The 24,669-nt window shown below is 60.3% G+C and carries 14 protein-coding genes; 5 read left to right on the forward strand and 9 right to left on the reverse strand.

Annotated elements, in window-relative coordinates; all coding sequences use genetic code 11:
• Positions 1–257 precede the first annotated feature (257 nt).
• From ISP18_RS18685 to ISP18_RS18705, 5 genes are all read right to left on the reverse strand, one after another.
• Complete coding sequence (locus tag ISP18_RS18685) at positions 258–2,612, reverse strand: alpha-amylase family glycosyl hydrolase (protein WP_380015694.1); 2,355 nt, start codon at positions 2,610–2,612, stop codon at positions 258–260.
• Positions 2,613–3,260: 648 nt separating this feature from the next.
• The gene (locus tag ISP18_RS18690; RefSeq protein WP_380015696.1) at positions 3,261–3,887 is read right to left on the reverse strand and encodes a DUF4142 domain-containing protein; all 627 of its coding nucleotides are present in this window, start codon (positions 3,885–3,887) and stop codon (positions 3,261–3,263) included.
• Positions 3,888–4,036: 149 nt separating this feature from the next.
• Positions 4,037–5,176, reverse strand: coding sequence for a CHASE2 domain-containing protein (locus ISP18_RS18695; protein ID WP_380015698.1), 1,140 nt, complete (start codon positions 5,174–5,176; stop codon positions 4,037–4,039).
• A gap of 267 nt (positions 5,177–5,443) precedes the next feature.
• Positions 5,444–7,096 carry a FecR domain-containing protein gene (locus ISP18_RS18700; protein ID WP_380015700.1) on the reverse strand — a complete coding sequence of 551 codons (1,653 nt, stop codon included), beginning with the start codon at positions 7,094–7,096 and terminating at the stop codon, positions 5,444–5,446.
• A gap of 272 nt (positions 7,097–7,368) precedes the next feature.
• Positions 7,369–10,257 carry a hybrid sensor histidine kinase/response regulator gene (locus tag ISP18_RS18705; protein WP_380015702.1) on the reverse strand — a complete coding sequence of 963 codons (2,889 nt, stop codon included), beginning with the start codon at positions 10,255–10,257 and terminating at the stop codon, positions 7,369–7,371.
• 166 nt (positions 10,258–10,423) lie between these two features.
• Between ISP18_RS18705 and ISP18_RS18710 the strand changes: the two genes are divergently transcribed.
• The 5 genes from ISP18_RS18710 to ISP18_RS18730 all read left to right on the forward strand — a co-directional run bounded on the left by ISP18_RS18710 (position 10,424) and on the right by ISP18_RS18730 (position 14,896).
• The gene (locus tag ISP18_RS18710) at positions 10,424–11,089 is read left to right on the forward strand and encodes a response regulator (protein ID WP_380015704.1); all 666 of its coding nucleotides are present in this window, start codon (positions 10,424–10,426) and stop codon (positions 11,087–11,089) included.
• A 301-nt stretch (positions 11,090–11,390) separates the two neighbouring features.
• A complete protein-coding gene (locus tag ISP18_RS18715; RefSeq protein ID WP_380015706.1) occupies positions 11,391–12,701 on the forward strand; it encodes a sensor domain-containing diguanylate cyclase in 1,311 nt (436 codons plus the stop codon).
• A 79-nt stretch (positions 12,702–12,780) separates the two neighbouring features.
• On the forward strand, positions 12,781–13,227 hold the full coding sequence (locus tag ISP18_RS18720) for a MarR family winged helix-turn-helix transcriptional regulator (protein ID WP_380015708.1): 447 nt from the start codon (positions 12,781–12,783) through the stop codon (positions 13,225–13,227).
• Positions 13,228–13,301: 74 nt separating this feature from the next.
• Positions 13,302–13,619 (forward strand): hypothetical protein, encoded by a 318-nt coding sequence (locus ISP18_RS18725; RefSeq protein ID WP_380015710.1) that lies wholly within the window; start codon positions 13,302–13,304, stop codon positions 13,617–13,619.
• 5 nt (positions 13,620–13,624) lie between these two features.
• Positions 13,625–14,896, forward strand: a complete 1,272-nt coding sequence (locus ISP18_RS18730) for an MFS transporter (RefSeq protein WP_380015712.1) — start codon at positions 13,625–13,627, stop codon at positions 14,894–14,896.
• Positions 14,897–15,108: 212 nt separating this feature from the next.
• Here ISP18_RS18730 and ISP18_RS18735 read toward each other — a convergent pair whose 3' ends face one another.
• The 4 genes from ISP18_RS18735 to ISP18_RS18750 all read right to left on the reverse strand — a co-directional run bounded on the left by ISP18_RS18735 (position 15,109) and on the right by ISP18_RS18750 (position 24,176).
• Positions 15,109–17,886, reverse strand: a complete 2,778-nt coding sequence (locus ISP18_RS18735; RefSeq protein ID WP_380015714.1) for a TIM-barrel domain-containing protein — start codon at positions 17,884–17,886, stop codon at positions 15,109–15,111.
• 169 nt (positions 17,887–18,055) lie between these two features.
• Positions 18,056–19,771: a S53 family peptidase gene (locus ISP18_RS18740; protein ID WP_380015716.1), complete on the reverse strand. Its 1,716-nt coding sequence runs from the start codon at positions 19,769–19,771 to the stop codon at positions 18,056–18,058.
• Positions 19,772–20,149: 378 nt separating this feature from the next.
• Positions 20,150–21,886, reverse strand: coding sequence for a S53 family peptidase (locus ISP18_RS18745; RefSeq protein WP_380015718.1), 1,737 nt, complete (start codon positions 21,884–21,886; stop codon positions 20,150–20,152).
• A 304-nt stretch (positions 21,887–22,190) separates the two neighbouring features.
• The gene (locus ISP18_RS18750; RefSeq protein ID WP_380015720.1) at positions 22,191–24,176 is read right to left on the reverse strand and encodes a hypothetical protein; all 1,986 of its coding nucleotides are present in this window, start codon (positions 24,174–24,176) and stop codon (positions 22,191–22,193) included.
• Between the last annotated feature and the right edge of the window lie 493 nt (positions 24,177–24,669).

A 24,669-nucleotide genomic window follows, 5' to 3' on the forward strand; every position in this document is an offset into this window, starting at 1 on the left:
CGGTCATGTTATCGACATGTTGACCGACGCCAAGTCTTCATAAGCACGTCATTGCAAGCGCCTACAACGATCAAGTCCCGCTACGGAGGCGTGCGCCAAGAGCTGCCATCGTGCGTAACAGACCCAACGGATTTGCTCGCCGCATGGCGCAGCAAATCAATGCCTGCTTAGTCAATTGAATTACGGGTTTGTTCTGCAGGAAGCAGAAAAGGGAGGGGATGCAGCCCCTCCCTATTTTTTTATCTGACTATGGACGGCTATTTGGAAATAAGCAGCAGCAGCGATTGTCCGCACTGGCTATAGGTCGTGCCGCTACCGCCGATCAGCGCTTCATTGCCCGGTGTGACGAAGGTGTTGGCGCCATCGTTCCAGTCGCAGGTGTCAGTAACTCGATACCAGTTGGTGCCGGTAGGCGGTGGCGGTAGCGTGAAGGTGACGCTGCCGGACCAGCCGTTGTAGGCGATGTACATGGAATTGCTGTCGCTGAACGAGGAGCCGTTGACCGTGTACGCGAGGGCGTAGTTGCTGGTGTTGTTCCAGTAGGTGCTGTCGGCGACGGCGCCGCTGGGTTCGTACCATACGACTTGGCTGGACGAATACCATGTGGACGGGCGTAGCGCGGGGTGGGCTTTGCGGAACGCGATAATGCGTTGTGCGAAGTTGTAGAAGTTCGACTGATCTGTCGTCCAGCTGTAGTTGAGCCAGTTGGCGGTGGAGTCGAGGTTGTAGGCGTTGTTGTTGCACTGGAGGCTGCGCATGTATTCGTCGCCGCCTTGCATCAGCGGCGTGCCGGCAGAGAGCATCACGAACGCAAGGCCGGTGCGTGCGGCGCGGCGTTGGTCGACGGCGGTGCCGGTGCCGGCGGACATGCCTTGATCCCAGCTGTAGTTGGTACTTGTGCCGCCGTCCGACGGGCCGTAAGGCCATGCCTGGTTGTTGTTGGAGCCGTTGCAGGAATACACGTTCTTCAGCGTCATGCCGTCATGCACGTCGATGAAGTTGGTGGAGTTCCACGGCGAGCGGCCGTTGCCCTGAAACAGGTTGGACGAACCGGAGAAATCATTCGCATCCTGCGTGATGTAAATGGTCATGCTGCCGAGTTCGTTCTGTGCCTGGCGCAGGCTGTCGCGGAACAGGCCGTTCCACTCCGACCAGCCTTGCGGGAATCCGCCGAGCTGATACGAATTGCCACCGATCGCCCAAGGTTCGGCGAACAGATCCAGACCGCTGCCGCCGCCGGCTGGGCGCACGGTGAATTCGTGCAGGATGCGGTTGATGGCGACGTTCGAATCGGCTGCATCGAAGTTGTAGCCGCCGTTCGGGCAGTTCGGTGCGCCTGACTTGGCCGCGCCGTTCAAGCAACTGTTGCCCAGCACCGAAGCGAGATCGAAACGGAAGCCATCGACGCCCATGGTGTTGGACCAATAGTTGAGCGAATCGACGATCAGGTTCTGCGCGACGGTGTTGTAGGTGTTGTAGTTCGCACCTATGCCGGTGTTGTCGTAGAAGTATTGATTGCTGGAGTCGAGTTCGTAGTACGTCGCGTTGTCCAGGCCGCGCCATGAATACACGGTGGCAGTAGTGGGATCGGTGCTGCTCCACGTACCACCTTCGGAGGTGTGGTTGTAGACCACGTCCATGTACACCTTGATACCCGCGTTGTGGAACGCCTGCACCATGGCCTGGAATTCGGCGGTGGGGCCGCCCGCCGATTTGTTGTAGGCGTAGTGGCGATCCGGCGCGAAGTAATCTTCGGTCATGTAGCCCCAGTAGTTCTGGTTGGCATCCGAGTTGGGAACCACGTCGTTCGCGTCGTTCTGTGTTTCCTGGATCGGCAGGAATTCCACCGCGGTTACGCCCAGGCTCGCCAGGTAACTCGCCTTGAGTCCCGCACCGTAATAGGTGCCCTGGTATTGCGAAGGAACGCTGGAATCTTGCTTTGTGAAGCCGCGTACGTTCACTTCATAGATCACGTCGTCTTTCTGCGCGCGCGTCGGCTTGGTGCCGGTGCTCTGGCTGCTGGGTGCGAGCACGATGCCTTTGGGCGCGTACGTGCCGCTGTCGATCAGGCGATACGCCGCGCCGAAAGACGAGTCCACCGTTGCGCCGGTGGCGAAGATATGGCCGTTCTGATTGCTCGTGTTGAGCGGATCCTGGCTGATTTCCTGCGCGTAAGGATCGAACAGCAGCTTGTTCGGATTGAAGCGGTTGCCGTTGCTGTCGACGTCGGAGATGAAGCCAGCTGACGAACCTTTGGTCCAGCTCGCGTTATACGGCCAGTTCGGTCCCCATGCGCGATAGCCGTAGTACACCGAACCGGTGATGCCGGCCGTTTGAAGGGAAGACACCGGCACGACGACCTGCCAAACACCGCCGCCTTGATTGGACATCAGATAGGTCGTCGCTTCCTGCGCGCCATAGCCGCTCGCATAGAGATACAGCACGATGCGCGTGGCTTGCGAGGAATAAACACGGAAGGTGATCTGCGTCTTCTGCGTGTTGTAACTTGCACCCAGGCTCATGCTGTTGATCGCCGCGTGCGCGGGCATGGCGGGTATCGCTGCAAGGCTGGCGCAGGCCAACAAGGCGGCGAGAATCTTCGAACACTTCATACGGGCGTGCCTCCTGCTTCGTGGTTGAACAGGCTGTTCTTTGTCGTGTATTCCCTAAGGATGCGCTGACCCATTCTGCGTAGGCGGCATGATGTCCAGACGGCCCGCAGGGTGTGCTGCGTGGCGCAGGTAAGACTGGCCGTCTTGCCAAGCCGCGCGGTGCAGCATGCGGGCCGTCTGGACATCACCCTCCGGGCTGGCCCTGTCTGTCCACATCTCTTCGGTCCATCGTCTCGACAGACGGCCAGTCTGCCTTCGCCGATGGCCCTATGATCTGCGGACAGACAGGGCCAGTGACGCCCACGCAGAATGGGTCAGCGCATCCTTATGCATGCAGGCGCAATTACCTGCGTTGCCGCAGCTTGCCGAAGGCCGAATCGATCTCCCCATCGATTGCGGTGCTAGTGCATTGGTTGGCTATGCGAGAAGCTGGTGCGGCGGATGGTAGGTAGCATCGCGGTGCAGCAACCAGGGCTTGCATACGTATTCATTGAAAGAAGGGTGCGTGGTTTCACGCAACGAATACGTTGTGGGCAGTTGGTAACCCCAATGATAGGGTTACAAAGCTTCCAAGCAGACCCGCAAAACAAAGCCGCCGCGATGCTTCCATCGCGGCGGCTTTGTTTACATCGAACAATTAGGTGCGCATCACCATGGTGCAGCTACCAGCGAAATAGGTTCCCAGAACACCGACGCCTTCGATGCGCGCGCATCCGCCGACGCCAAGGCTTCCTGAGGGCGCGCCGAATTCAAGCCGGAGGAACGCAGCACCGATAGCGCAACCGTCAGGTTGCCGCGCAGCGCGGGAATGGCTTGATGAGCAACATCGCTGAGTAAGGGGTTGGAGGAAGTCATCTTCATGGCTTCATAGGCCGAGATGAGCCGGCAGTGGCTGCGCACCACCGAGCTGGCGAAAGTCCGGTCGAACGCACCGCCGTTCAAGCTCTGCAAGTGATCCATCGCGGCGTTGGTGGTGGGCTGCTCGGGTTTGTTGTTGCTGGCGAGCTGCGCCAGACGCGTGTCGAGGTCGCTGCGCTCCTGAATGATCGTATTGGCCAGTTCGATCACCCGCGGATTGGCGGATTTGGCCAGCGCCATCTTTGCCATGGCGATCTGGCTGGCGTTGTCCGACATGGCGCGTGCCAAGAATGCTTGCTCATCGGCGTTCAGCGGCTGCGAGTTGGTGTCAGCGGCCTGTGCGAGTCCTGCCGCCAGCGTAAGCCACATCAGCACCAGCGAGACCGGAACGAGCCGGGAGTAACTTGCAACGCGCATGACGTATCGCCTGTATGGCAGAGCCCATCGCCCCTTCATGACCCCAATGTGGACTTACATAAGTTCAAAGAGTGTTTAGAATTCGTCAGACGAATATACGAATGCGTTAGCGAACGCGGGTTTTCTTCAGCAAGCTGAGCTTTGCGTCATCATCCGTGCGCCGGACGGCGATCGCGCATTAACAGTTGCCAGGCGACGAATTCGACCACGATCACCGCCAGGCAGGTCATTGGCGGCCACCATACGTACCATCCGCGCAGCAGGGCAAGGCATGTGGCCAGCACCAGCAGCGCGCTGATCAGCAGCAGCACCCAGTTCCGCCCGATGCCGGGTAGCCCGTATAAAAGCAGCGGCAGCGCCAGCAGCACGGCCGCGAGCGCGAACTGGCGAAGAAAATCGAGCGGCGTGACGAGCATGCCGCGCTCCAGCGATTCGAGCACATTCGCCTGGTACTCCACGCCGGGCATGGGCGAGTCGGGCGTCTGCAGAATGTCGCCCAGGCCCTCGGCAGTAGCGCCAACTAGCACCCAGCGGTCCTTGAGCAGGTTGGTGGGCACGCGATTATTGAGCACGTCGACGTAGGAAAGCCGCCCGAACGTACCGGCCGGGCCGGCGTAGCGCAGCAGCACGTAGTTGTCGCGCATCCAGAGATAAGGCGAGGCGTCGCCGTGGATGGGGTCGTGCAAACCGGGTAGCAGAGTGTTGTTTGGCGCAGCGTGCTCGAGCTGCAGCAGGGCCAGCGCCAGCGACGGCCAGTAGGGGCTGCCGAGTCCGGCCTTGAGATAGGCGCCGCGCACCTGCTCGTCGTTGTCCTTGGCGGCGTCCACCTGACCGAGTGCCGCCACGCTTTGCGCAATGGGCGGTACCGGTAGCGCTTCCTGTAGCGACCCGCCCAGCGTTACGGCCTCAGCGAACACCGGCAGCACCACCTTGCCGTTGCTGTGGATGGCGGCGGCGACCTCTTCGTCGTTTTTCGGATCGTTGGAAGGCGCGGACATGGTGACGTCCATGCCGATGCCGCGTGCGCCATCGGTGGTAAGGCGATCGATCAGTTGCGCGTGGATCGATCGCGGCCAGGGGAAGCGGCCGATCTCATCCAGGCTCTTGGGATCGATCGCGACGATCACCACGCGATCATCCGGCGTGTAGCGCCAGTAACGGGCGTGCAGGTCGTAAAGTGCGTTGTCCAGCGGCACGGTGAGGTCGCTGACGATCAGCAACACCAAAAGGCCGATGCCCGCCATCCAGAGCATGCCGCGTACGAGCCAGGTGAAGGCGGTGGTGGGCATTAGTGCTTCCCTCTAAGAAGAGGGATGAGATGAGGGGTCAATCTTGCCGGTAAGGTCGGGCAGGGCATGCGTCGGAACTTTCAACCTGGCTTGATGGAGGGACTTACCTTGCCGTCATTCCGGCGTAGGCCGGAGTCCAGTCGAATACTGGTCCGAAGGACACCAAACCATTTAAGTTGAGTGCTTCGCACAGCATGTTTGTACTGGATTCCGGCCTACGCCGGAATGACGAGCGCTCCGATTTGGGTTCGAAGTTTCAGGTCGTTCTCATAGCAACAACCACAACACCAACCCACCACCACCGGCAATCGCTCCAATCCGGCAGGCAAGGCAGCCCAGTCGGATCTTCTGCACCGCACCCCATAGCCCCGCGTAACCATCACTATCTATGGTCTGCACGCGCACGTACCAGGTGCCGGAGCCGGGTTTCTTGATCTGCAGCATCGGCTGATCCAGCGTCTGGTCGATTTGCGGATGCGCGAAATCCGGGTGGTGGTCCATCTGGATGTGGTAGCGCTGTCCCGGCGTGCCGGCTGGCCAGCCGAAGCTCACGTCGCTCTTCGATGACTTTGGCTTGCCCACTTCCGGCGCGGGCGGTTGCGGCACCAGATCGAACGGCAGCGGGTCGGTGAACGGGCCGACCTTGCCGCTCTTGTCGCGGGTGGCGATGCGCCAGTAATAGCGGCCGTAAGACAGTGCATTGGGCGCGCGCGCGCTGTCGCCGGTGAGTTGCGTTTCGCTGGCCAACGGTTGCGTAAAGGATTCATCCGCGGCGAGCTGCCACACGTACGAGGCGGCCTCCAGGCTTTCCGTCCAACGGAAACGCGGGCGCGTGTCGCGTGCTTTGCTGCCGGGTAGTGGCTCCATCACCAGCGGTGGTTGTGGGTGGCCGTTGATGTGCAGCGTGCACACGCCATCTTCGCCTTCGAGTTTTTGCGCGTCGATGCCATGCACGCGCACGGCGTAGTCGCCATCGGGCACATCCGGCAAGCTCAGTTGCGAGGAAGAGGTGACGTGATCGAGCAGCAGCGCTTCGAAGCGGTCATTGGCGGCCATCTGCACGCGATAGCCGGTAGCGCCATCGAGCGGTGTCCACGCGAATACGTAAGGAAGCTTGCCGACCGGTTGCGTCGGGCAGTGCAGGGCAGGGGCCGGCAGCAACGGCTGCGCTTGAGTGGGCTTAGTGCCATCGGCTACCGCCACGCCGTGTTCCTTGGGCACCAGCACGTGGGCACGGTCGCCCGCCACGTCCACGCGACCGGTCAGCACTTCGGTGCGCGACTGGCCTTCATCGGCGGTCACGCGGAAGTGTGTGCCGCGCACACTGGAAATGGTGCCCGGCGTTTCCACGCTGAAATGCGCACCCACGCCGTTCATCGGCGTCACCGCGTTGACCACGTGCCCGCGCTGTAGACGCAGGCGCGTGTCGACCATGCCGGTGCGGCCATAGGCGCTCATCTGGTCCAGGTCCAACGTGCTGTCCTGTTCCATCAGCAGGCGCGAACCGTCGGCGAACTGCAGGGTGAGGCTGGCGTTGGCATCGGTGGTGAGGTGCGTGCCGATGCCGAGCGTCATGCCGGGCGTCACGGTTTCCGTCTGTGTTTCACCGAGTAGTTGCACATGCGCGCTGCCCATCACTGCCATCACGGTTGCGTTGGCGGGTTGCACGCGCAACCAGGCGATGGGTACGTGCAGCGTCATGCCCGGCGGCAAATGATACGGATCGGCCACCTTGTTGTACGCCTGCAGTTTCTGCCAGGACACGTCGGGCTTGAGGTAGCGGCTGGAGAGATCCCAGATGTTGTCTTGCGGCCGGACGCGGTAGGTCCAGTCGGCGGCGGAAAGGGTCGGTACAATCGAGAAAGCGAGGAGCAGACCCGCGAGTGCGGGCAGCAGCCTGTTACGGGTGGGATGCATCATTCCCCCTGGAAACCAATAGGACGCCCCCCTTCGTCACGGGCTGGCAAGCGGCAGACAACCTTGGGTCCCGGGGTTGCATGCGAATGCCGAATGGCTGGTAAGCATTGTGCGGTATGCGCGTGTTGCGCACCAGTTCCCTGTCCCTTTCGGCGAGAGAGTTAGGTTGAGGGGACAATCTTGCGAAAGAGTTTGTAAGTTGGGGTGAGCGCATGCGAACCCCAACGCAGGCGTGCATGCGTAGTGATGATTGAGCCTGTCGCGAGGGCGGCCCCTCACTCCAGAGGGGAGAGGGAGTTATCGGCGCGATGAGTTTGTCGCTCAAGATCATCCAGCACGCTGCGCAAGTTCTCGAGATAACCCGGCAACTGCCGCAGCGCGCGATCAGCATCGGCACCGCCCAATGCCGCCATCAACTCACGCCCTTCGGCCATCACTGCCCCATTCGTAAAAAGCTGCAACGCCCCCAGCATGCGGTGCAGCGTACGCTGCGCCAGCGCGCTGTCGTCTTGTGCGATGGCCTGTTCGAGTTTCTGCAGATCCGGCTCGCTGGTTCTGAGCATGGCCTGCAGCATCTCCGCGCGCAGGTCTTCCATGCCTGGTTCGGCGAACACGTCCTCGAAGAAGCCGGCTTTCGTTTCGGGCGCATGGGTAGACACGGCGCGTGGCGTCCAAGTGCGCAACTTCTCTTCCAGCTGACGCAGCTGCATGGGCTTGCTCAGGTAATCGTCCATGCCGGCGTCGCGACAACGTTCCACTTCGCCATCGAGTACGTTGGCGGTCATGGCAATCACAGGCAGGCGCGCGCGCTTGGATGATTGTGCTTCGTGCTGGCGCCATGCGGTCGCCAATTCGTAGCCGTTCATCAACGGCATCTGGCAGTCGGTGAGCAGCATGGCGTAGTCGTGCTGGCGCAACGCGTCGAACGCGGCACGACCATCGCCCACCACATCGCAGCTCCAGCCCAGCAGATCGAGCTGGCGCCGGATCAGCGACTGGCTGATCGGATGATCTTCCGCGACCAGGATGCGGCCATGGGCTTGCGACATGGCGGCCGGCGTTGCCGCAGCAGACGCGTTTGCATGGCGCGAAGGCTGCGCGAGCGGTTGCAAAGCCTGCGCGCAAACACGCGCAACCGCCTGCCACTTCAGTGGATTCGCGTGCAGCCAGATGCGTTCGTCGTGATCGCGCGCGCCGCTGCTGCCATTCGCATGGGTGTCGATCAGAATCGCTTGCGCGGCGATCATCGCGGCGCTTTCCTGATCACCGGCATCGATGAACAGCAGGTTGGCCGCCGCGCCGCGGCGCATCGGCTGCGCGGGCGGGATCTGTTCCACCGTCAGACCGAGCGTGGTGAGATGCGCGGTCAGGGCGTTAGCGGTGCCGATCGATGCAAGCCGCACGATCGCGTGCCGGCCGGCCAGTTCCGGCGCACGTTCGATCTCGCGCTGCGCTATGCCTAAGCGCAGTTCCAGCGTGACCTTGGTACCTTCGCCGAGCCGGCTGCTGAGGTCGATGCTTCCGCCCATCAACTGCACCAGGTGCCGGCAGATCGCCAGGCCCAGCCCGGTGCCGCCGTAGCGGCGCGTGGTCCACGATTCGGCCTGCGAGAACGGCGTGAACAGATTGGCCTGTTTGTCGGCGGCGATGCCGATGCCGGTATCGGTGACGCTGATGCGCACGCGTTGCACGTGGCCGTCGTCGCCGATCACGCGCAAGCCCACGGAAACGCTGCCGTGCTCGGTGAACTTCACCGCGTTGTTGAGCAGGTTCAACAGAATCTGCCGAATGCGCACGCTGTCGCCGAGCAGCTTGCCGGCCAGCGTAGCGTCCGCGCCCACGTCGATCTGCAGGCTCTTCTTGTGCGCCGAGCCGGCCATCATGCCGGCGACGTTGTCGATCAGCGTGCGCAGGTCGAACGGCGCGTCGTCCAGGCGCACGTTGCCGGCTTCCAGCTTGGAGAAATCCAGCACGTCGTTGAGCACCTGCAGCAGCACGCCGGCCGAATCCTCCACCGCGTGCACCAGCTCGCGCTGTTCTTGGTCGAGCGATGTGTGGCCGAGCAGCTCGAGCATGCCGATCACGCCATTCATCGGCGTGCGGATCTCGTGGCTCATGGTGGCGAGGAAGTCCGCCTTGGCTTTCGACGCGCGCTCGGCGGCGTCGCGCGCGGCCAGCAGTGTCTGGTTGTGCGCGTTGATGCTGGTGGTGTCGATGACATAGCCGATCCATTCAACCTTGTGATCGGGCAGGCGGCGCGTGCCCATCACCAGGTGAATCCAGCGCAGGCCTTCCGCGCCGTAGGCTCGAAAATCCAGCGTGGCGGTGCCGCGATGCCGCGTCGCGCGTTGCAACAGGCGGCGCAGAGCGGGCGCGTCTTCCGGGTGGATGCGATCGTGGAACGGCCAGTCGCGCAGCACATCGTCCTGCTCCAGGAGATCGGATGGAGACAGGCCGAACAGCGCATGCAGGTTGCCGGCCATGAAGGCTAGCCGCTGCTGACGATCGTGGCCGCGGCGCACGGCGAACACCACTACCGGAATGCGCTGGGTGATGTCGCGCAGGCTTTGTTCGGTGGCGCGAGCGCTCAGTTCGATCTGGCGGTATTCGGTGATATCCAGCAGCACGCCGATCGTGCCGTTCGCGCTGCCGTCCGGTGCATGCGTGGGCGCTTCCAGAAACAGGCCGGTGCGCTGGCGGCCGTCGTGGCTCACGTAATCCAGCTCGCAGCGCTGCACTTTGTCTTCGCGCAGCGCATCCATGCCCAACTGCTGCAGTCGCTGCGTAACCGGCGTGCCATCGGCGAGCGCAAGCCAGCGGTGTTCGGTCAGCTCGAGGCTGGTCTGTCCGACGGCTTGCGAGGGGTCGACGCCCAGCCGCTGCAGACAGGCGTTGTTGAGTGCCCGGTAGGTGCCAGACGCATCCTTGATCAGAACGGGAAAAGGCACGGCGTCCAGCTGCGCCTGTGCGAGCGCAGCCTGCTGTTGCAAGGTTTGCTCAGCTTCCGCCAGTTTCTGCCGCTGCATGAACACCATGCGCAGCACCGCCAGGGCGAGCAAGGCGGTAAGGCTGAGCAGGACAGCGAGCACCACAACCGCCATGGACAAAGGGCTGGCGTCGAACCAGCCGGCGGCCGTGTCGCTGAGGAAGAGAGCTAGGGTCACGGCGGCGTGCTGAGAAAAGGTAGGTCCCCGGTAGCCGGCCTCGGTGGCGGCTGTGGCGCCATCATGCCCAAGTTGGCGCAAGCTCGGCTAGCGGGACCTGATGCGTTCTTTCGGTAGAATCCTACACAGGGCGGCTGGACAAGCCGTCGGAAATCAGTCCCTGGCTATGCCCCCGAATGGCGAGATAACCCGGATCGTCATCGCTGACGACCATCCCGTCGTGATGCTTGGCATCCGCGCGCTGCTGAAAGAACACAGCGGCCTGAAGGTGGTCGGCGAGGCCAGCAATGGCCGCGAGTTGCTGCCCCTGTTGGCCGGCGAGCCGTGCGATCTCTTGATTACGGATTTCTCGATGCCTTATGAGGACGGCTCCGGCGACGGCCTGCCTTTGCTGCGGCGCGTGCGCCGCGATCACCCCAAGCTGCCGGTGATCGTGCTCACCATGGTGCACAACGCGGCCCTTACCCGCGGCATGCTGGCGGCCGGTGTCAATGGCTTGGTCGCCAAGGCGGCGATGACCAAGGAACTGCAGCTCGCCGTCGGCGCCGTCATGAACGGTCGCACATATATATGTGAGGCGATGCGCGAGCACGTGATCGACTGGTCCCCGTCTATCGAACCGGACGGCAGCACCGACCCGGCCGTGTTGTCGCAGCGGGAGGCTGAAGTCGTTCGCCTTTACGCCCAAGGCCTGTCAGTCACGCAGATCGCCGAGCAGCTGCATCGCAGCGTGAAGACCGTCAGCCAGCAGAAGAACGATGCGATGCGCAAGCTGGGCCTTACCAGCAATACGCAGTTGTTTGAGTATGCGCGGACGTATGGGTTGTTGTAGTTCCCTTTCACTTCGAAGCGCAGCGCTCTAGTCCCCTCTCCTCTCTGGGGAGAGGGAGCTAGAGCATGGGCGCGGACAAGTTTTTAGGAATCGTCCGATACAGCCCACCCACCCCCAAACCGCATGCTTCCCAGCCATAAGGCAACGCCTTCCATGGCGTTCGAGATTTCCCGCACGTGCACGGATGCGCGTGTGTCGGCGAGTCTACGCCGGCGGCAGGCATGCATTACCCCCTGTGAGTTGTGCCTGCCGGGATCTTCTGTTGCTGCAGGGAAAAGGGCACGAGGTGTCGGCAATGTTCATGGACATGCAAGGAGAGGCGCTCGATCGGCTGCATGCGGTGATTCACGAGCATCCGCAATGGCAGTGGGAAATCGACCAGCGCCATCGCTTCACCAAAGTAGCCGAAAGCCTGCTCGACTTAGTGGGCCGCGAGCGCGATGCCGTGCTCGGCGCGCCGGTGCACGCTTTCATGGAACCGCAGGAAGCTGCGCGCGTGGCGCGCTTCCTGGCCGCCAAACCCAGCGCCTTCACCTGCGCCATCACCCGTCATCAGCGTGCGGACGGCAGCACGGTGGCGATCGAGTCCGACGCTGTCGCGTTGGAGGATGAAGACGGCGAGTTCAAGGGCTACCGCGGCGTTGCGCACGCGGTGATGGATCTTACGCGCAGCGAAAACGTGTACCGCATGATGGCTATCTACAACACCGCGCCGAGTGCGCTGTGCTTGATCGGTCGTGACGGCCGCTATCTGGCAGCCAACGCCGCCTACGCCGCGATCCACGGTCTTCGGTCCGATGCTCTGGTGGGACGAAAGGTGGCCGAACTGATGCCCGCAGCCGGTCCGGGCATACGCCGAAGCCTGCGATTGCTGGATGAGGGGCAGGACGTGCCCGTGCAGGAGATCGAACACCTCGGCAAGTTCTATCAGGTGCTGGCCAACCCGGTGCGCAACTTGATGGGGCAGGTAATCGGCATCACTGCCGCGCTCACTGACATCACCGACCGCAAGCAGGCAGAGCAGAAGCTCGCCGACATCAATCGTCAGCTCGAGTACTACGCCAACAACGATCATCTCACCGGCTTGCCCAATCGCCGCCACGTGGACGAAGTGTTGGCCGACGAAGTGCGGCGCGCGATGCGCACCGAGCATTCGCTGTCGGTGCTGATGATCGATGTGGATTTCTTCAAGAAATACAACGATCACTACGGCCACCTGCGCGGCGACGATTGCCTGCGCATCGTGGCGGCGGAATTGAAGAAATCCCTGCATCGCTATGGAGACGTTGTGGGCCGTTATGGCGGTGAGGAATTCGTCGCCATCTTGCCCGGCACCGATGCGATCGGCGCATTGAAAGTTTCGGGCGCACTGCTGAACGCGATCAACGCGCTCGACATGCAGCACGCGCAGAGCCGCTACGGCAAGGTCACGCTGAGCATCGGCGTGGCTAGCCTGGACAGCGTGCCTCACGTGCAGGACACCGAAACCATGTGCGATGCCTTGCTGCAGACCGCCGATCGGGCGCTATACAAGGCGAAGCTGTCCGGCCGCAACACCGTTTACGGGTTGTCGACGGGCGAGCTCGACAATCTGGCGCGCGATCAGGACTGAGCTGCCAGGCGATCGCCTTGCCAAAAAAATAGTAAGGTAACCTTTGTAGTTTACCTTCAAAGGCGCTAGACTGCGCGCCATGAACACCGTTCCCTCCGATACAGCCCTTGCCATGACAGTGGCCGGCGAGCTGCGCGTGCTCGTTGGCAAGCTGAAGCGCCGCTTGCGCGAAGAAACCGGCTCGCACGGCCTGACCTGGTCGCAGATTGCCGTGCTTGGCTATCTGGAGCGCACGGGACCTACCACCGTCACTGAACTTGCGCAGGTCGAGGGTGTGCGACCGCAATCCATGGGTGCGACGGTGGCTTCACTGGAAGAAGCCGGATTAGTGAAGGGCGCGCCGCATCCCACCGATGGTCGTCGTACCGTGCTTTCACTTACACCCACCGCGCGCGCGTGGATCAAAGCCAGTCGTGCGGCGCGCGAAGACTGGCTGTTCCACACCATCCAGACCCGATTGTCGCCGGCGGAACAGAAGAAGCTCGCTGTAGCGGTCGACTTGCTGAAACGGCTGGTCGAGCCCTGACGATTTCCCTGCATGCCGGTGACGGTTTCGCGCGTACGGTAGCCGGCGCAATAACGCATCACGGAGTTTCGGTCATGCAATGGCACCACTTTTTGGCTTATTTCTTTGGCGGCGCGTTCCTGGTCAACGCGATTCCGCATTTCGTCAGCGGCACCATGGGCCGGCCTTTTCAGAGTCCGTTCGCCAAGCCGCGTGGCCAGGGGCTTTCGTCTTCCACCGTGAATGTGCGGTGGGGTTTTCTCAACGCGGTGATCGCTTATCTGCTGATCTGTCGCGTGGGTGGTTTCGATATGAGCAACGTCATCGACGTGATCGAGGCCGGGCTCGGCGCACTGCTGATGGGGTTGCTGCTGGCCCGCCTGTTTGGCCGTTTCAACGGCGGCAAGCTGTGAGAGGCATGTTCCGCTCGCTGCGCGGCTACAACTACCGCGTCTGGGCGATCGGCGCATTGGTGTCCAACGTGGGCACGTGGATGCAGCGCATCGGGCAAGACTGGCTGGTGCTTACACAGCTCACGCATCACAACGCGTCCGCAGTGGGCGTGGTGATGGCGTTGCAATTCGGACCGCAGGTGTTGCTGCTGCCGCTGACTGGCTACGCGGCCGACCATTTCAATCGGCGCAGACTGCTGTTCACCACCCAGGCTTTGATGGGCGTGCTCGCACTTGGCCTCGGCGTGCTCACAGTGACCGGGTTGGTGAAGCTGTGGGAGGTGTATGCCTTCGCGCTGGCGTTGGGCTGTGTCACGGCGTTCGATTCGCCGGCGCGGCAGACCTTCATATCGGAGCTGGTCACCGAGGAGGACCTTTCGAACGCTGTGGCGTTGAATTCCACCTCGTTCAATGCCGGGCGGATGATCGGCCCAGCCGTGGCAGGTTTGCTGATTGCCGTCATCGGCACCGGCTGGGTGTTCGTGTTCAATGCCGTTTCCTTTGGCGCGGTGTTTGGTTCGCTGGGCCTGCTGCGGCGCGAGGAGCTGCATGACAAACATTGGGCGCGACACACACGCAGCAGCCTTACCGAAGGGTTCCGCTACGTCTGGCGCAGGCCGGATCTGCGCGCGGTGTTGCTGATGCTGTTCCTGTTCGGCACGTTCGGGCTCAATTTTGCGATTTTCATTTCCACCATGGCGGTGAGCGTGTTCCACGCCGACGCGGGGCGCTACGGCCTGCTGAGTTCCAGTCTGGCGGTAGGCACGGTGGCAGGCGCGCTGCTTGCGGCGCGACGGGCAACGCCGAGCATTCCATTGCTGATCATCGCCGCGGCCTGGTTTGGCATCGGCCTGACGTTGGCGGCGATATCGCCCAATGCCTGGTTGTTTGCCGCGATGCTGTTGCTCATCGGTGTTTCCGCGCAGACCTTCACCACCTCGACCAACAGTCTGGTGCAGCTCTCCACAGAGCCGGCCATGCGGGGCCGCGTGGTGGCGATCCTGCTTGCGATCGCCTTGGGCGGTACGCCGCTCGGCGCGCCGGTGGTCGGTTGGGTGGCCGATACGTTCGGTGCGCGCTGGTCGCTGGGTGTTGGCGCGGCGGCAGGGCTTGCCGCTGTGCTGGTTGGCGTGCGCTATCTCGTCAGGTATCACGCTTTGCAGGTGCGCTTCGATGCGGGGCGTTTGCGGTTCAGCATGGAGCGGCATGTTTCCTCTCCGTTGCAGGGTGAAGGTTAGGAAAAAAGCCGTCATCGTTATGATGACTCGCGTGCAGCTTCCTAAATGGTTCCTCCCCCTGCTTGCAGGGGGAGGTTAGGAGGGGGTGAAGTCTTGCGGGAAAGTCTGAGGCAAGTGTCCACCCCACCCCGCCTTCTCCTGCTTGCAGGAGGAGAGAAGAAGGTATGTTCCCCTGCAAGCAGGGGAGGGAGCAAAACAGGACAAGTTGCCTCTTAGCGCCAGATCACACTCAAACCATCACGAATACTCTGCTGCGGCACCATAACGACTGCCGCTGCCTCCTTGTCATCCCAACTCCACTGCGTCGTCGCTTTACCGTTGACGCTGACCGATTGCGGCTTGCCTTGCGCATGGATGCGCACAACATACGAGCGCAATGATGGCTGCGCCTTATACGTGCCCTTGGCCGGTGCCACAGTCAGCTCATGCGAACCATCTGGCTTAGTGACATAACTCATCGATGTCACGGCATGACTGCCTTTGGCATAGTCCAGCGAAAGACCATCGTCCTCGTACAGCTCGAAATGCCCTTTGCCATCGCCATAGACATTGAGGATCAGCGCATCGAGTGGCTTGGCATCGGAGTAGTCGCTGCGCTCCTGCTCCGGAATGATCGATCCCTCGCGCACGAACACGGGCATTTCGTCGACATCGTAATGCGCGGTGAAAGAGTGGCCGCCCCCATAATGCTTGCCAGTAAAGAAATCGATCCACGAACCCGGCGGCAAGTAGACCGTACGGTTACCACTGGCATCGAGCACGGGCGCGACCAGCATTTCGTCACCGAAGAAGTATTCGTGAGAGTGCTGGTAGGCCTCTTCCAGATCCGGATACTGCAAATACAACGGTCGTAGCAGCGGCAACGACAGCGTGTGCGCCTGCCAGGTATACGTATAGATGTAGGGAATAAGCTGCGTGCGCAAGGTGAAGTACTTGCGCATCAGCGCGATGCCTTTGTCGCCATACACCCATGGCATGCGCACGTTGCCTTCCTTCGGGTTGGCGTGCGCGCTGTGCATGCGAAGGATAGGGCTGAAGGCGCCGAACTCGATCCAGCGCGCGTACAGATCGAAATCAATCTTCGCGCCATGGAAGCCACCGATGTCGTGGCTGATGTACGGCACCAGCACGTTGCCGCCACGCGCGGTAAACGCCACTTCATAGGCCAGCACCGGCCATTCCGAATACGTGTCGCCGGTGAAGAAACCCGGATAACGTTCGCTGCCCCAGTCGCCGTAACGGCCAAGGATGAAGCCGCGCTGGCCGGTGAGCTGCTGCGTGGAATCGTAGAAGACCTTGTTAGTCCAGAACTGCGGGTTGAGCCCCGGCATATCGGCCGCGCCACCGCCACCGTCCACCCACCACGAAGACACGCCAGCTTGCATCAGCGGCGCATGCAGATCGCGCATGAAGACGTCGGCCTGCCGCTTGTCGGCTAGATTGAAGTAGATACGCTCGGGTGGTTGCACATTACGGATCGCCACCGGCCCGCGAAAAAACCCGCCGCCATGTTCGCCGGGCACGATACGCAGGGCGATCGCATTGGGCTGCCCGGGCTGAACATAAGACTTGATATCGGCATAGGTAAGACGTTGCGGCCAGGGCACGTGCGTGTGCTCCACCTCCTTGCCGTTGACGAACAGGCGATACGATTGAGCCGCTTCGCCGATGTAGAGGTAGAGCGCATCTGGCAGTTTGGCCGGCAACGATACCGACGTGCGATACCAGCCTATGCCCTGATCATCTGGATAACCCTGCTTCTGCCATGATTGATCGGTGCGGATCGGCTTCCACGCATGGTCGTCGTAATCGCCGGCGAACCAGCGCTGGTTCAGGCCCTGGTCTTTCGGATCAGGTGCGAATCTCCAATCGCCTGAGATATCCAGATCGAATGAAGGCTTCGGCGGCAGCGGCTGTCCCAATGCCTTCAACACTTCCGGCGCATGGCTGTCGTCGTAGGAAAGAATTTCCTCCTGGGTACCCGCATAACCCGGATGATCATTGAGGCTAAGCTTGATGCCGCGATCGCGCAACCACTGCAGGAATTGCGTGGACTGCGGAATCAGTGGGCTCCAGTCGTATCCGCCCTGCCAGCCAAAGTTATGCCATGCGAAATCCAGCACCAGTGTGTCGAAGGGAATGTGGTTCTCGCGCAGACGAGACAGTTCGTCTTCCAGATACTGTTGGTTGTAGCGCTCGAATTGAGGATCGTGCGCATCCGCCGTGTTGGGAAAGTATTCGAAATTGAAATCGGTCACCCAGTTGCCCAGCACGTAGCGTGGAATCATCGGAATGCCGCCGCACAGCTGTGCGTATTCCTGCAGCACATACGGGTAGTCGTGGTTGTAAGTGAACAGGTACCAGTCCTGGCCGTAGGGTTTTGTGCGTGGCGTGATCCACTGCATCTTTTCATCCCACAGCGGCGTCTGGCTGTCGTCGATGAGCGCATAGCCGCTGCGGCTGAGCAGGCCTGGCTTGGCGGGCTCCAACGGAATCTCGATGCCGGGAATGATGTCGTCGATCGGGCTGTCCAGATCCTGCTTGCCCTTGGGCAGATTCGCCTCGCTGACATGATCGAGCGAGTAGGTGAGACCGCCAAGATTTTGCGTATCGATCTGGCCGGGATGCCACGAATGTGGCGCGCTATCGGGATGGTTCCACGTCACCTGCAGGTTGTTCGCGGTGAAGGGACCGGAATCCAGCTGATAGCGCAACGTCACGCTGCGGGTATGCACCACCAACCAGCCGTTTTCTTTGGAGGATTGGGCATCCACGTCCGGCCAGTCCCGCTTCAGCACCACGGCCGTGGGTGCGTCCACGAAGTGGCCGTTTGGCGCATATTCCATGCGCACCAGTGAGGGCGTGAGAAATTCGAAGCGCGCGTTGCCGGCGACGATGATCGAGGTGTTCTGCGTCCGTGCATAAGAAACGAGCGGGGTCGATACGAATCCGACCAGTGCTATGACGAGCATGTTGCGGAACACGTTCATGCGAGGGTCTCTTGAGGTAATACCCCGGCCTTTATACTCGCCTTGCAGCGGCGCTTGGAGTTCTCTTTGCCTGGCCTCTATTGACCAAGACCCATGCATGTTTTTGCAAAAAAGAACGGAGGTCACGTATGACCTCCGTTCCATGAGCTGCTTACGATCTGCTAAGTGCTTATTGGCCGTATTGCGCCATGAAGCCCGAACCGATCATGCTGCCCCAGCCCGTCACCAGGTCATAGCCCTTCACAGCCGAATAGCTGCCGGACTTGCCGCTGGTGATGTCATGGAACGTAGCAGCATAGATGGTGGGACTGTTTATGTTGTTGCTATAGATGGTGGGCAGGAAGAAGCCCATTGCCGAAGCGCTGTGGCTGGCCAGTGACTGGTCGACCAAAGCAACGTAGGCAGCCCACATCGGCGCTGCGAAGCTGGTGCCGCCGTACTGGTTATAAGTACAGCTGCCGTTGCCGCACGCCATGAAGGTGAAGTTGGCATTGGCCGACACGTCCGGTCCGTTGCGGTATGTCTTCGAACCCTTGTTGCTGGTATTGATCGCACCCGTCTGCCAGGAAGGAATAGCGATCTTGTCAGGCGAGATGCCGCCTCCGCTGTCCACCCACGCCGTTTCGGTTGCCCAGGGGCCTGCTGCACCACTGGTGGTCAGGTCGGTTCCGCCGACACCAATCACATACGCAGCATCAGCCGGCCATGCTTCATTGCGTGACGACCAGGTCGAGCTATCACCCGATGCGGCGAAGAAGCTCTGGCCCTGAGCGGCCATCTTCTGCCAATAGGGATTGAGCGTCGACGGATCGGCTGGCGTCCAGCCCCACGAACAACCGATGGTTGCAGGAGGCGCATAGCCGTCCGTCGTCACGGTCATCGCACTGATGATGGCGGTATCGGTGGAACCGACATACATCAGCACGTTGCTCAGACCCGGCGCCATGCCTTGGGCTTGCGTCGTATCGAGCGTCTGCTCGATGTCGGAGCAGCTACCGCTGCAGCCAGTCGAAGTACCGTCCGTGGAAATCAAACGCAGGTTGTTGGGATTGGTCTGCTTTGCTGTCGAGTAGTAAAGCGCTACGTCCGAAGTATTGATGCCATAAAATTCCCACAGACCCACACTCTCCCCAGCGCCGGTCAGCGTGGCACCGTGATAATAGGCCGCGCGCATATCGCTGCCCAGGAACGAAGCACTGGGCCCCGAACCCGTGGTTGCGTGGCTCACAACGGCGTCCGGGCTGATGCCATGGGCCGCCGCGTATTCGCTCTTCTTGACGTACAGCGGATGCGGAAGCGAGTAATTATCCAGGCCCGAAACATGCCACAACGGAATCGCCAGCGACGTGGTGGGTTCGCGATCCGGGCTGTAGAACGTGCGGTTCTCGGTAGGATGCTTGTATGTGCGCATCTTCACGTTGAATGCCGCTTCGATTGCAGAAACCGGACCGATCACCTGGATGTCCATGCGATCGCGGCTACCGCCCGCTACCACCAGTCCGTGCTGTTTGAGGTACTGAACGACGGTGTCGTAATCGTTTTGCGTCGGGCCGAAGCGCGCGGTGAATTCCTTCGGCGTAATGTAGTTGTGATAGTTCAAGCTATTCGGGTTGGCAATTTGCGCCACAAACGTATCCAGGCCCGACTGATCGCGGAGCGGAAGCACCACATCAATACTCATGAGCTGGCTGGCAGGAAGGCTGCCCACTTGTTGCGCAATATTGCTGGTCACCGCATCACGCACGTGATGCGTATACACCTGTCCGGCATTCGCCGCTGCACTTGCGCCGAATGCCATCGCAACAGCCAGTGAAAGTGCGCAAACCTTGCGCGTCGAAAGAATTCCCTTTGTCTTACGCGTTCCAATCGAATCTTGTCTGGTCATGAAGCTACTCCTCAGTTAAGTAGTCAGTGACTGCGAAAGAAAAGAATCGAGGAAACTAGAAGACGTACTTTTCCCTGTACTCCCCTCCCCAGGGGCGCCAATGGCCGGCGGAGCGTAGGGTTGAAGTTGTGCTTTCCAAGTGAAGGGAATGACGTTTACACGATGAAAATCGTTGCGAAACGTTAAGCATGATTATTCTGTGTCGGCCATCACATAGGGTCGAGATGGAATGGGCACATACAAACCCGTCCCGACGCATTGAGAGCGTCAGGTGTCAATGCATCTCCCATGCGGGCCTACCCCTGATTCCCTTCTGCAAGCAAATAAACGAAGGTGGAGGCGAGAGTGCCTCCACCTTCGTTATCGTCGAGCGTTACCTTACGGCGAGTTCGTCAACGTAGTGATCAATCCAGCTTTCGGACTGCCCCAGCCGGTCACCAAGTCATAGCCGGTCACGGCAGAATAACTTCCGGACTTACCGCTGGTGATGTCATGGAAGTCCGTGGTGTAGGTGCTGGTCAGTTTGCCGCCGGACTCGTTCTCCGGATAGACCGTCGCGTTGAAGCTGCCGATGCGTTTCTTGCCATCGGCCACGCGCTGCTGATTGATCAACGCCACGAAGCCCGCCCACATCGGCGCGGCAAAGCTGGTACCGCCGTATGAGTTCGCCGTGCAGGTAGTTTGGTCGGCGCATACGTAGAAGGTGAAGTTCGCATTGGCCGATACATCAGGGCCGTTGCGATGCGTCGTCGAGCCTTTGTTGCTCGAGTTGATCACGCCGGCAATCTTTTGCCACGAAGGAATGGCAACGCCATCGGGCGAAACACCGCCACCACTATCCACCCACGCGGTTTCCGACTTCCACGGCCCCGCGGCTTTGGTGGTCGTCAGATCAGTGCCGCCGACGGAGATCACATAGGCATCGTCTGCCGGCCAGGCTTCGTTGCTCGCCGACCAGGTTGAACTGTCGCCTGACGCGGCGAAGAAAGTCTGGCCTTGCGCGGCCATCTTCTTGAAATACGGATCGAGCGTGGACGGATCCGCTGGCGTCCAACCCCACGAGCAGCCGATCGTCGTCGGTAGCGGACTGTGTGTGGTCATCTTGCTGATCATCGCGGTATCGGTGGAACCCACATACATCACCAGACTCGACAGGCCGGGCGCCATGCCGAGGGCCTGCGTCATGTCCAGCGTCTGCTCGGTGTCGTCGCAGCCTTGCGAAGCAAGGCAAGAAGTACTGGTGCCATCCGTCGAATACAACGTGACCGGAACCTTGTTGGTCTGGCCCGCGTTCTTGTAGTACTTGGTCAAATCGGCGAGATCGGTACCGTAGTATTCGAGCAGGCCGAGATTCTGGCCTTTGCCGGTCAGCGCGGTGCCGCCGTAATAAGCAGCGCGCATGTCGCTACCAAGGAAAGATGCCGAGGGACCCGAGCCGGTGGTTGCGTGCGACACGACCGCTTCCGGGCTGATGCCGTGTGCAGCTGCATAATCGCTCTTCTTCACATACAGCGGCTTCGGAATCGAATAGTTGTCCAGACCCGAGACGTGCCACAGCGGAATCGCCATCGCCGTGGTCGGTTCGCGATCGGGGCTATAGAACATGCGGTTCTCGGTGGGATGCTTGTACATGCGCATCTTCACGTTGAACGCTGCCTCCACTGCGGAGACCGGCCCCACGATCTGGATGTCCATGCCGTCGCGGCTGCCGCCCATTACTGTGAAACCATAGCTCTTCAGGTACTGCACCACCGTGTCGTAGTCGTTCTGCGTGGGCCCGAACCGCGCAGTGAACTCCTGCGGCGTGAGGTAATGCTGGTAGTTCAGGCTGGAAGGATCGGCGACTTGCGCTACGAACGTATCCAGACCCGCTTGATCGCGCAAAGGCAGCACCACATCCAATTGCATCAACTGCGTGGCAGGAAGGCTGCTTATTTGCTGTGCGACATTGCTGTGCACGACGTCACGCACGTGATGGGTATAAACCTGCGCGGCATGTGCTGCCGTGCTCGCGCCAAGCACCATCGCGATAGCCACGGAAAGGCCGCATGCCCTGCGCGTCAGGGCGGAAGGTGCGTTTGAGCGCTGTGTTCCCGTCGAATCTGTTCTGGTCATCGGAAGCTACTCCCGTAAGTAGTCAGTGACGGTGGCGAATCGAGGAACAAGATGAATGTTCCCCTCCCCAGTGCCGAATGGCCGGGGGAGCGTAGGACGGCGTCCGTGGTTTTCGGGTGAAACGATTAGGCGCCGTGACGCTTGACGTTGAGTTCTCGCCGACCGCATAAAAAAAACCAGCGAAGGGATCTTCGCTGGCTCACCAATGGGTGATTACCGGGAATTTTCATCACGATCTAAACGGCAATACGCGGGAAATCAATGTTTGGATCGAGGCGGACGCCTCCCGCGTATGGCCGTTGGACTACTGCACCAGCGTCATGGCCATGATCTGCACATTGGCATTGTTCGGCAGCTGGATGTTCTTAACCGTCTTGATATGGTTCAAATTGAATTTGTAGTTGTAGAGATAGGACGTGCTGCCGCTGCGGCCACCAGAGTGGGTATCCCGATACGGCAGCTTGGCGGCCTGCAATTCACCGGCATAGCTCTGCGGACTGAGCCAGTCGCTGAGGCTTTGTGTAAAGGTCGACTTGGTGCCATCGGTGTAGGTAACCGTGAAGGTTTGCGAGGTCTGGTGGCCATTCACGGCGGCTGCCAGCAACTGCAGGCCGGAGAACTGGCCTGATGGCAGGGCGATCGTCTGTCCTGATGTGCGTACAGCATTGGCGGCATTGGCCTTGCCGAAGCGATACAGCACATCATTGAATTCCAGCGACGATCCCAGTAACTGCGCCGGATATGCATCGCCCTTGCCATCCACGCCGCCGGCGGCGGCGAAGGTGGTTCCATCATTGCTGATGGCGCTCTTGTTGAAGGACGACGCAAGACTGACCTGCGTGGCACTCGTGGTCGGGTTGCTCAACGCATAAGACAGCACCGCCACGTTGCGATTGCTCGGCAGCAGCACGCTCTTGACAGTCTTGGTACTGTCGATCGAGAACGCGTAGCCGTACAAGTAGAACGTGCGGTTATCCTTGCTACCGCTGCTGCTGTCGCGATAGGCCATCGTGACGGCTTCGGATTCGCCTGGGTAGCTTTGCGGACTAAACCAATCGCTCAGGCTTTGACTGATGACCGTGCTGGTACCGTCGGTGTAGTTGACCGTGAAGGTTTGTGATGCCTGGTTGCCATTGAGGCCGGTCGCAAGAATGCTGAGCTCGCTGTACTGGCCTTGCGTAAGATTGATGGTGCCACTGCTATAGGCATTGGTGGTGTTGGCGGCACCGAAGCTGAAGGTATTGCCATTCCAGCTCTTCGAGCTGCCGAGCAGGTTGGACGAATAGGCGTAACCGTCGCTATCCAGGCCGCCTGTGGTGAACGTCGTGCCATCGCTGTAGATGCCATACACGCTAGGCCCTGCGGTGCTCGTTCCACCAAGTCCAGCGTTGATGGCGCTGGCGTATGCGGCCGTTTCGTTCTGGCCGTTGTAAGTCTTGCCGGCAATGTCGTCATACAACCACAGGAAGGCGCCAGTAATGCCGCACTGCGAATGCCAGCTGCTTATCGCACTTTGCGCTTGCGGGGGCGTGTCGTCAGCATCCCAAACACCGGGATAAACCGGCACGCTTCCGAAATTCCAGCCGGAGCAAGGACTGTTGCCTGAGCCGCCAGAGTAGGTTTGCAGGTGCACGCCATCGACCGTGCCGGGGCTTTGGCTGTTGATCTGCGAGACCACGGACGTCCAATAGGAAGCGTTGGTGTACGGGTCCACTTCCACGTGATAGCCAAGGCTGCCGAGCATGACGGCAAAAGCAACGGTCGACGCGGAGTCGTAACTGTTTTCATCATCGAAATCGATGGCATCGACCGATGGAAGCGCCTGTTTAAGGGCTTGGAAATCCTTGTAGAGGATGCTGCTTGGACCGGTTCCTTGTGCGTTAACCAAGGCTTTGATGTCCTGAAAATCGCCCACGTTCGACGAGCCGATGCTGAAGGTGATGCGCTTGGGCGTTCCTTTTTTCATGGTGACAAGGTCCGCCGCGAACGACGGCCAGGTGTTGTTGCCAACGTAGGTTCCACCGGATGTAAGTGGAAATTCACCGTTGAAGTTCAAGTCGCCGGACGAATTGACTTCGACACTCCACACCACCACTTCGGTGAAGCCCGAGTTTTCGATCTCCGAGATGTTACTTGCCACGTGCTTGTACATCGGGCCGCCACCGAAGATGCCGGTATAGCCTGTGCTTTGGGCATTCGCGCTGCCGCATGCGAATGCAAGCGCCGAAGCCAAAAGCAGCAACGCCGGTTTGCGACGCCACTGCGAATACTGAGCTTTCGTATGTTTCATGGACATGTGTCACCTCTGCCTTTCGGCGTGTTAGCTGTCGTTGAGTGCCACGCAGTTTTTTTGCAGGCACAAATCCACCTGTGAGCCATGGCGGCTGCCATGACCCTCCAGCACTGCTTTTCAGAGATACACAAACGGGTCTAACTATTAACGTTGTCTACAAACGCTTTTGCAGGCGAGATCACCGCCTCGCCATGTCTTCCCCAGAGTCTTTACGGATACCGATTTTTGAATCGCTCCGAATGCTCGTGACAACGTGAGTCAAATGTCGCGAGTGGGCACATCAATAAGCCAGCTATTAGCTTCTGTCAACAAATATTTGCATCGATCTAAATTTAGATTTTCTAAATATATCTTATTGATAGATATAAAATTATCGTGATGGCGGTGTTGCGTGACAGCAAAATAGTTCAATCGATCTAATTGCTATCCGATTTAATGGGTGCTGCATACGCAAAAATGCACGGAACTCGTGCATGGAAAGCCTTCGATA

The sequence above is a fragment of the Dyella humi genome (assembly GCF_044904605.1).
In the GTDB taxonomy this organism is placed as follows: domain Bacteria; phylum Pseudomonadota; class Gammaproteobacteria; order Xanthomonadales; family Rhodanobacteraceae; genus Dyella_B; species Dyella_B humi.

Coding starts and splice junctions, on each gene's coding strand:
- ISP18_RS18745 (WP_380015718.1), bottom strand. CDS start 21,886: ATGACCAGAACAGATTCGACGGGAACACAGCGCTCAAACGCACCTTCC.
- ISP18_RS18690 (WP_380015696.1), bottom strand. CDS start 3,887: ATGCGCGTTGCAAGTTACTCCCGGCTCGTTCCGGTCTCGCTGGTGCTG.
- ISP18_RS18695 (WP_380015698.1), bottom strand. CDS start 5,176: ATGCCCACCACCGCCTTCACCTGGCTCGTACGCGGCATGCTCTGGATG.
- ISP18_RS18685 (WP_380015694.1), bottom strand. CDS start 2,612: ATGAAGTGTTCGAAGATTCTCGCCGCCTTGTTGGCCTGCGCCAGCCTT.
- ISP18_RS18740 (WP_380015716.1), bottom strand. CDS start 19,771: ATGACCAGACAAGATTCGATTGGAACGCGTAAGACAAAGGGAATTCTT.
- ISP18_RS18710 (WP_380015704.1), top strand. CDS start 10,424: ATGCCCCCGAATGGCGAGATAACCCGGATCGTCATCGCTGACGACCAT.
- ISP18_RS18715 (WP_380015706.1), top strand. CDS start 11,391: ATGGACATGCAAGGAGAGGCGCTCGATCGGCTGCATGCGGTGATTCAC.
- ISP18_RS18725 (WP_380015710.1), top strand. CDS start 13,302: ATGCAATGGCACCACTTTTTGGCTTATTTCTTTGGCGGCGCGTTCCTG.
- ISP18_RS18730 (WP_380015712.1), top strand. CDS start 13,625: ATGTTCCGCTCGCTGCGCGGCTACAACTACCGCGTCTGGGCGATCGGC.
- ISP18_RS18720 (WP_380015708.1), top strand. CDS start 12,781: ATGAACACCGTTCCCTCCGATACAGCCCTTGCCATGACAGTGGCCGGC.
- ISP18_RS18750 (WP_380015720.1), bottom strand. CDS start 24,176: ATGAAACATACGAAAGCTCAGTATTCGCAGTGGCGTCGCAAACCGGCG.
- ISP18_RS18700 (WP_380015700.1), bottom strand. CDS start 7,096: ATGATGCATCCCACCCGTAACAGGCTGCTGCCCGCACTCGCGGGTCTG.
- ISP18_RS18735 (WP_380015714.1), bottom strand. CDS start 17,886: ATGAACGTGTTCCGCAACATGCTCGTCATAGCACTGGTCGGATTCGTA.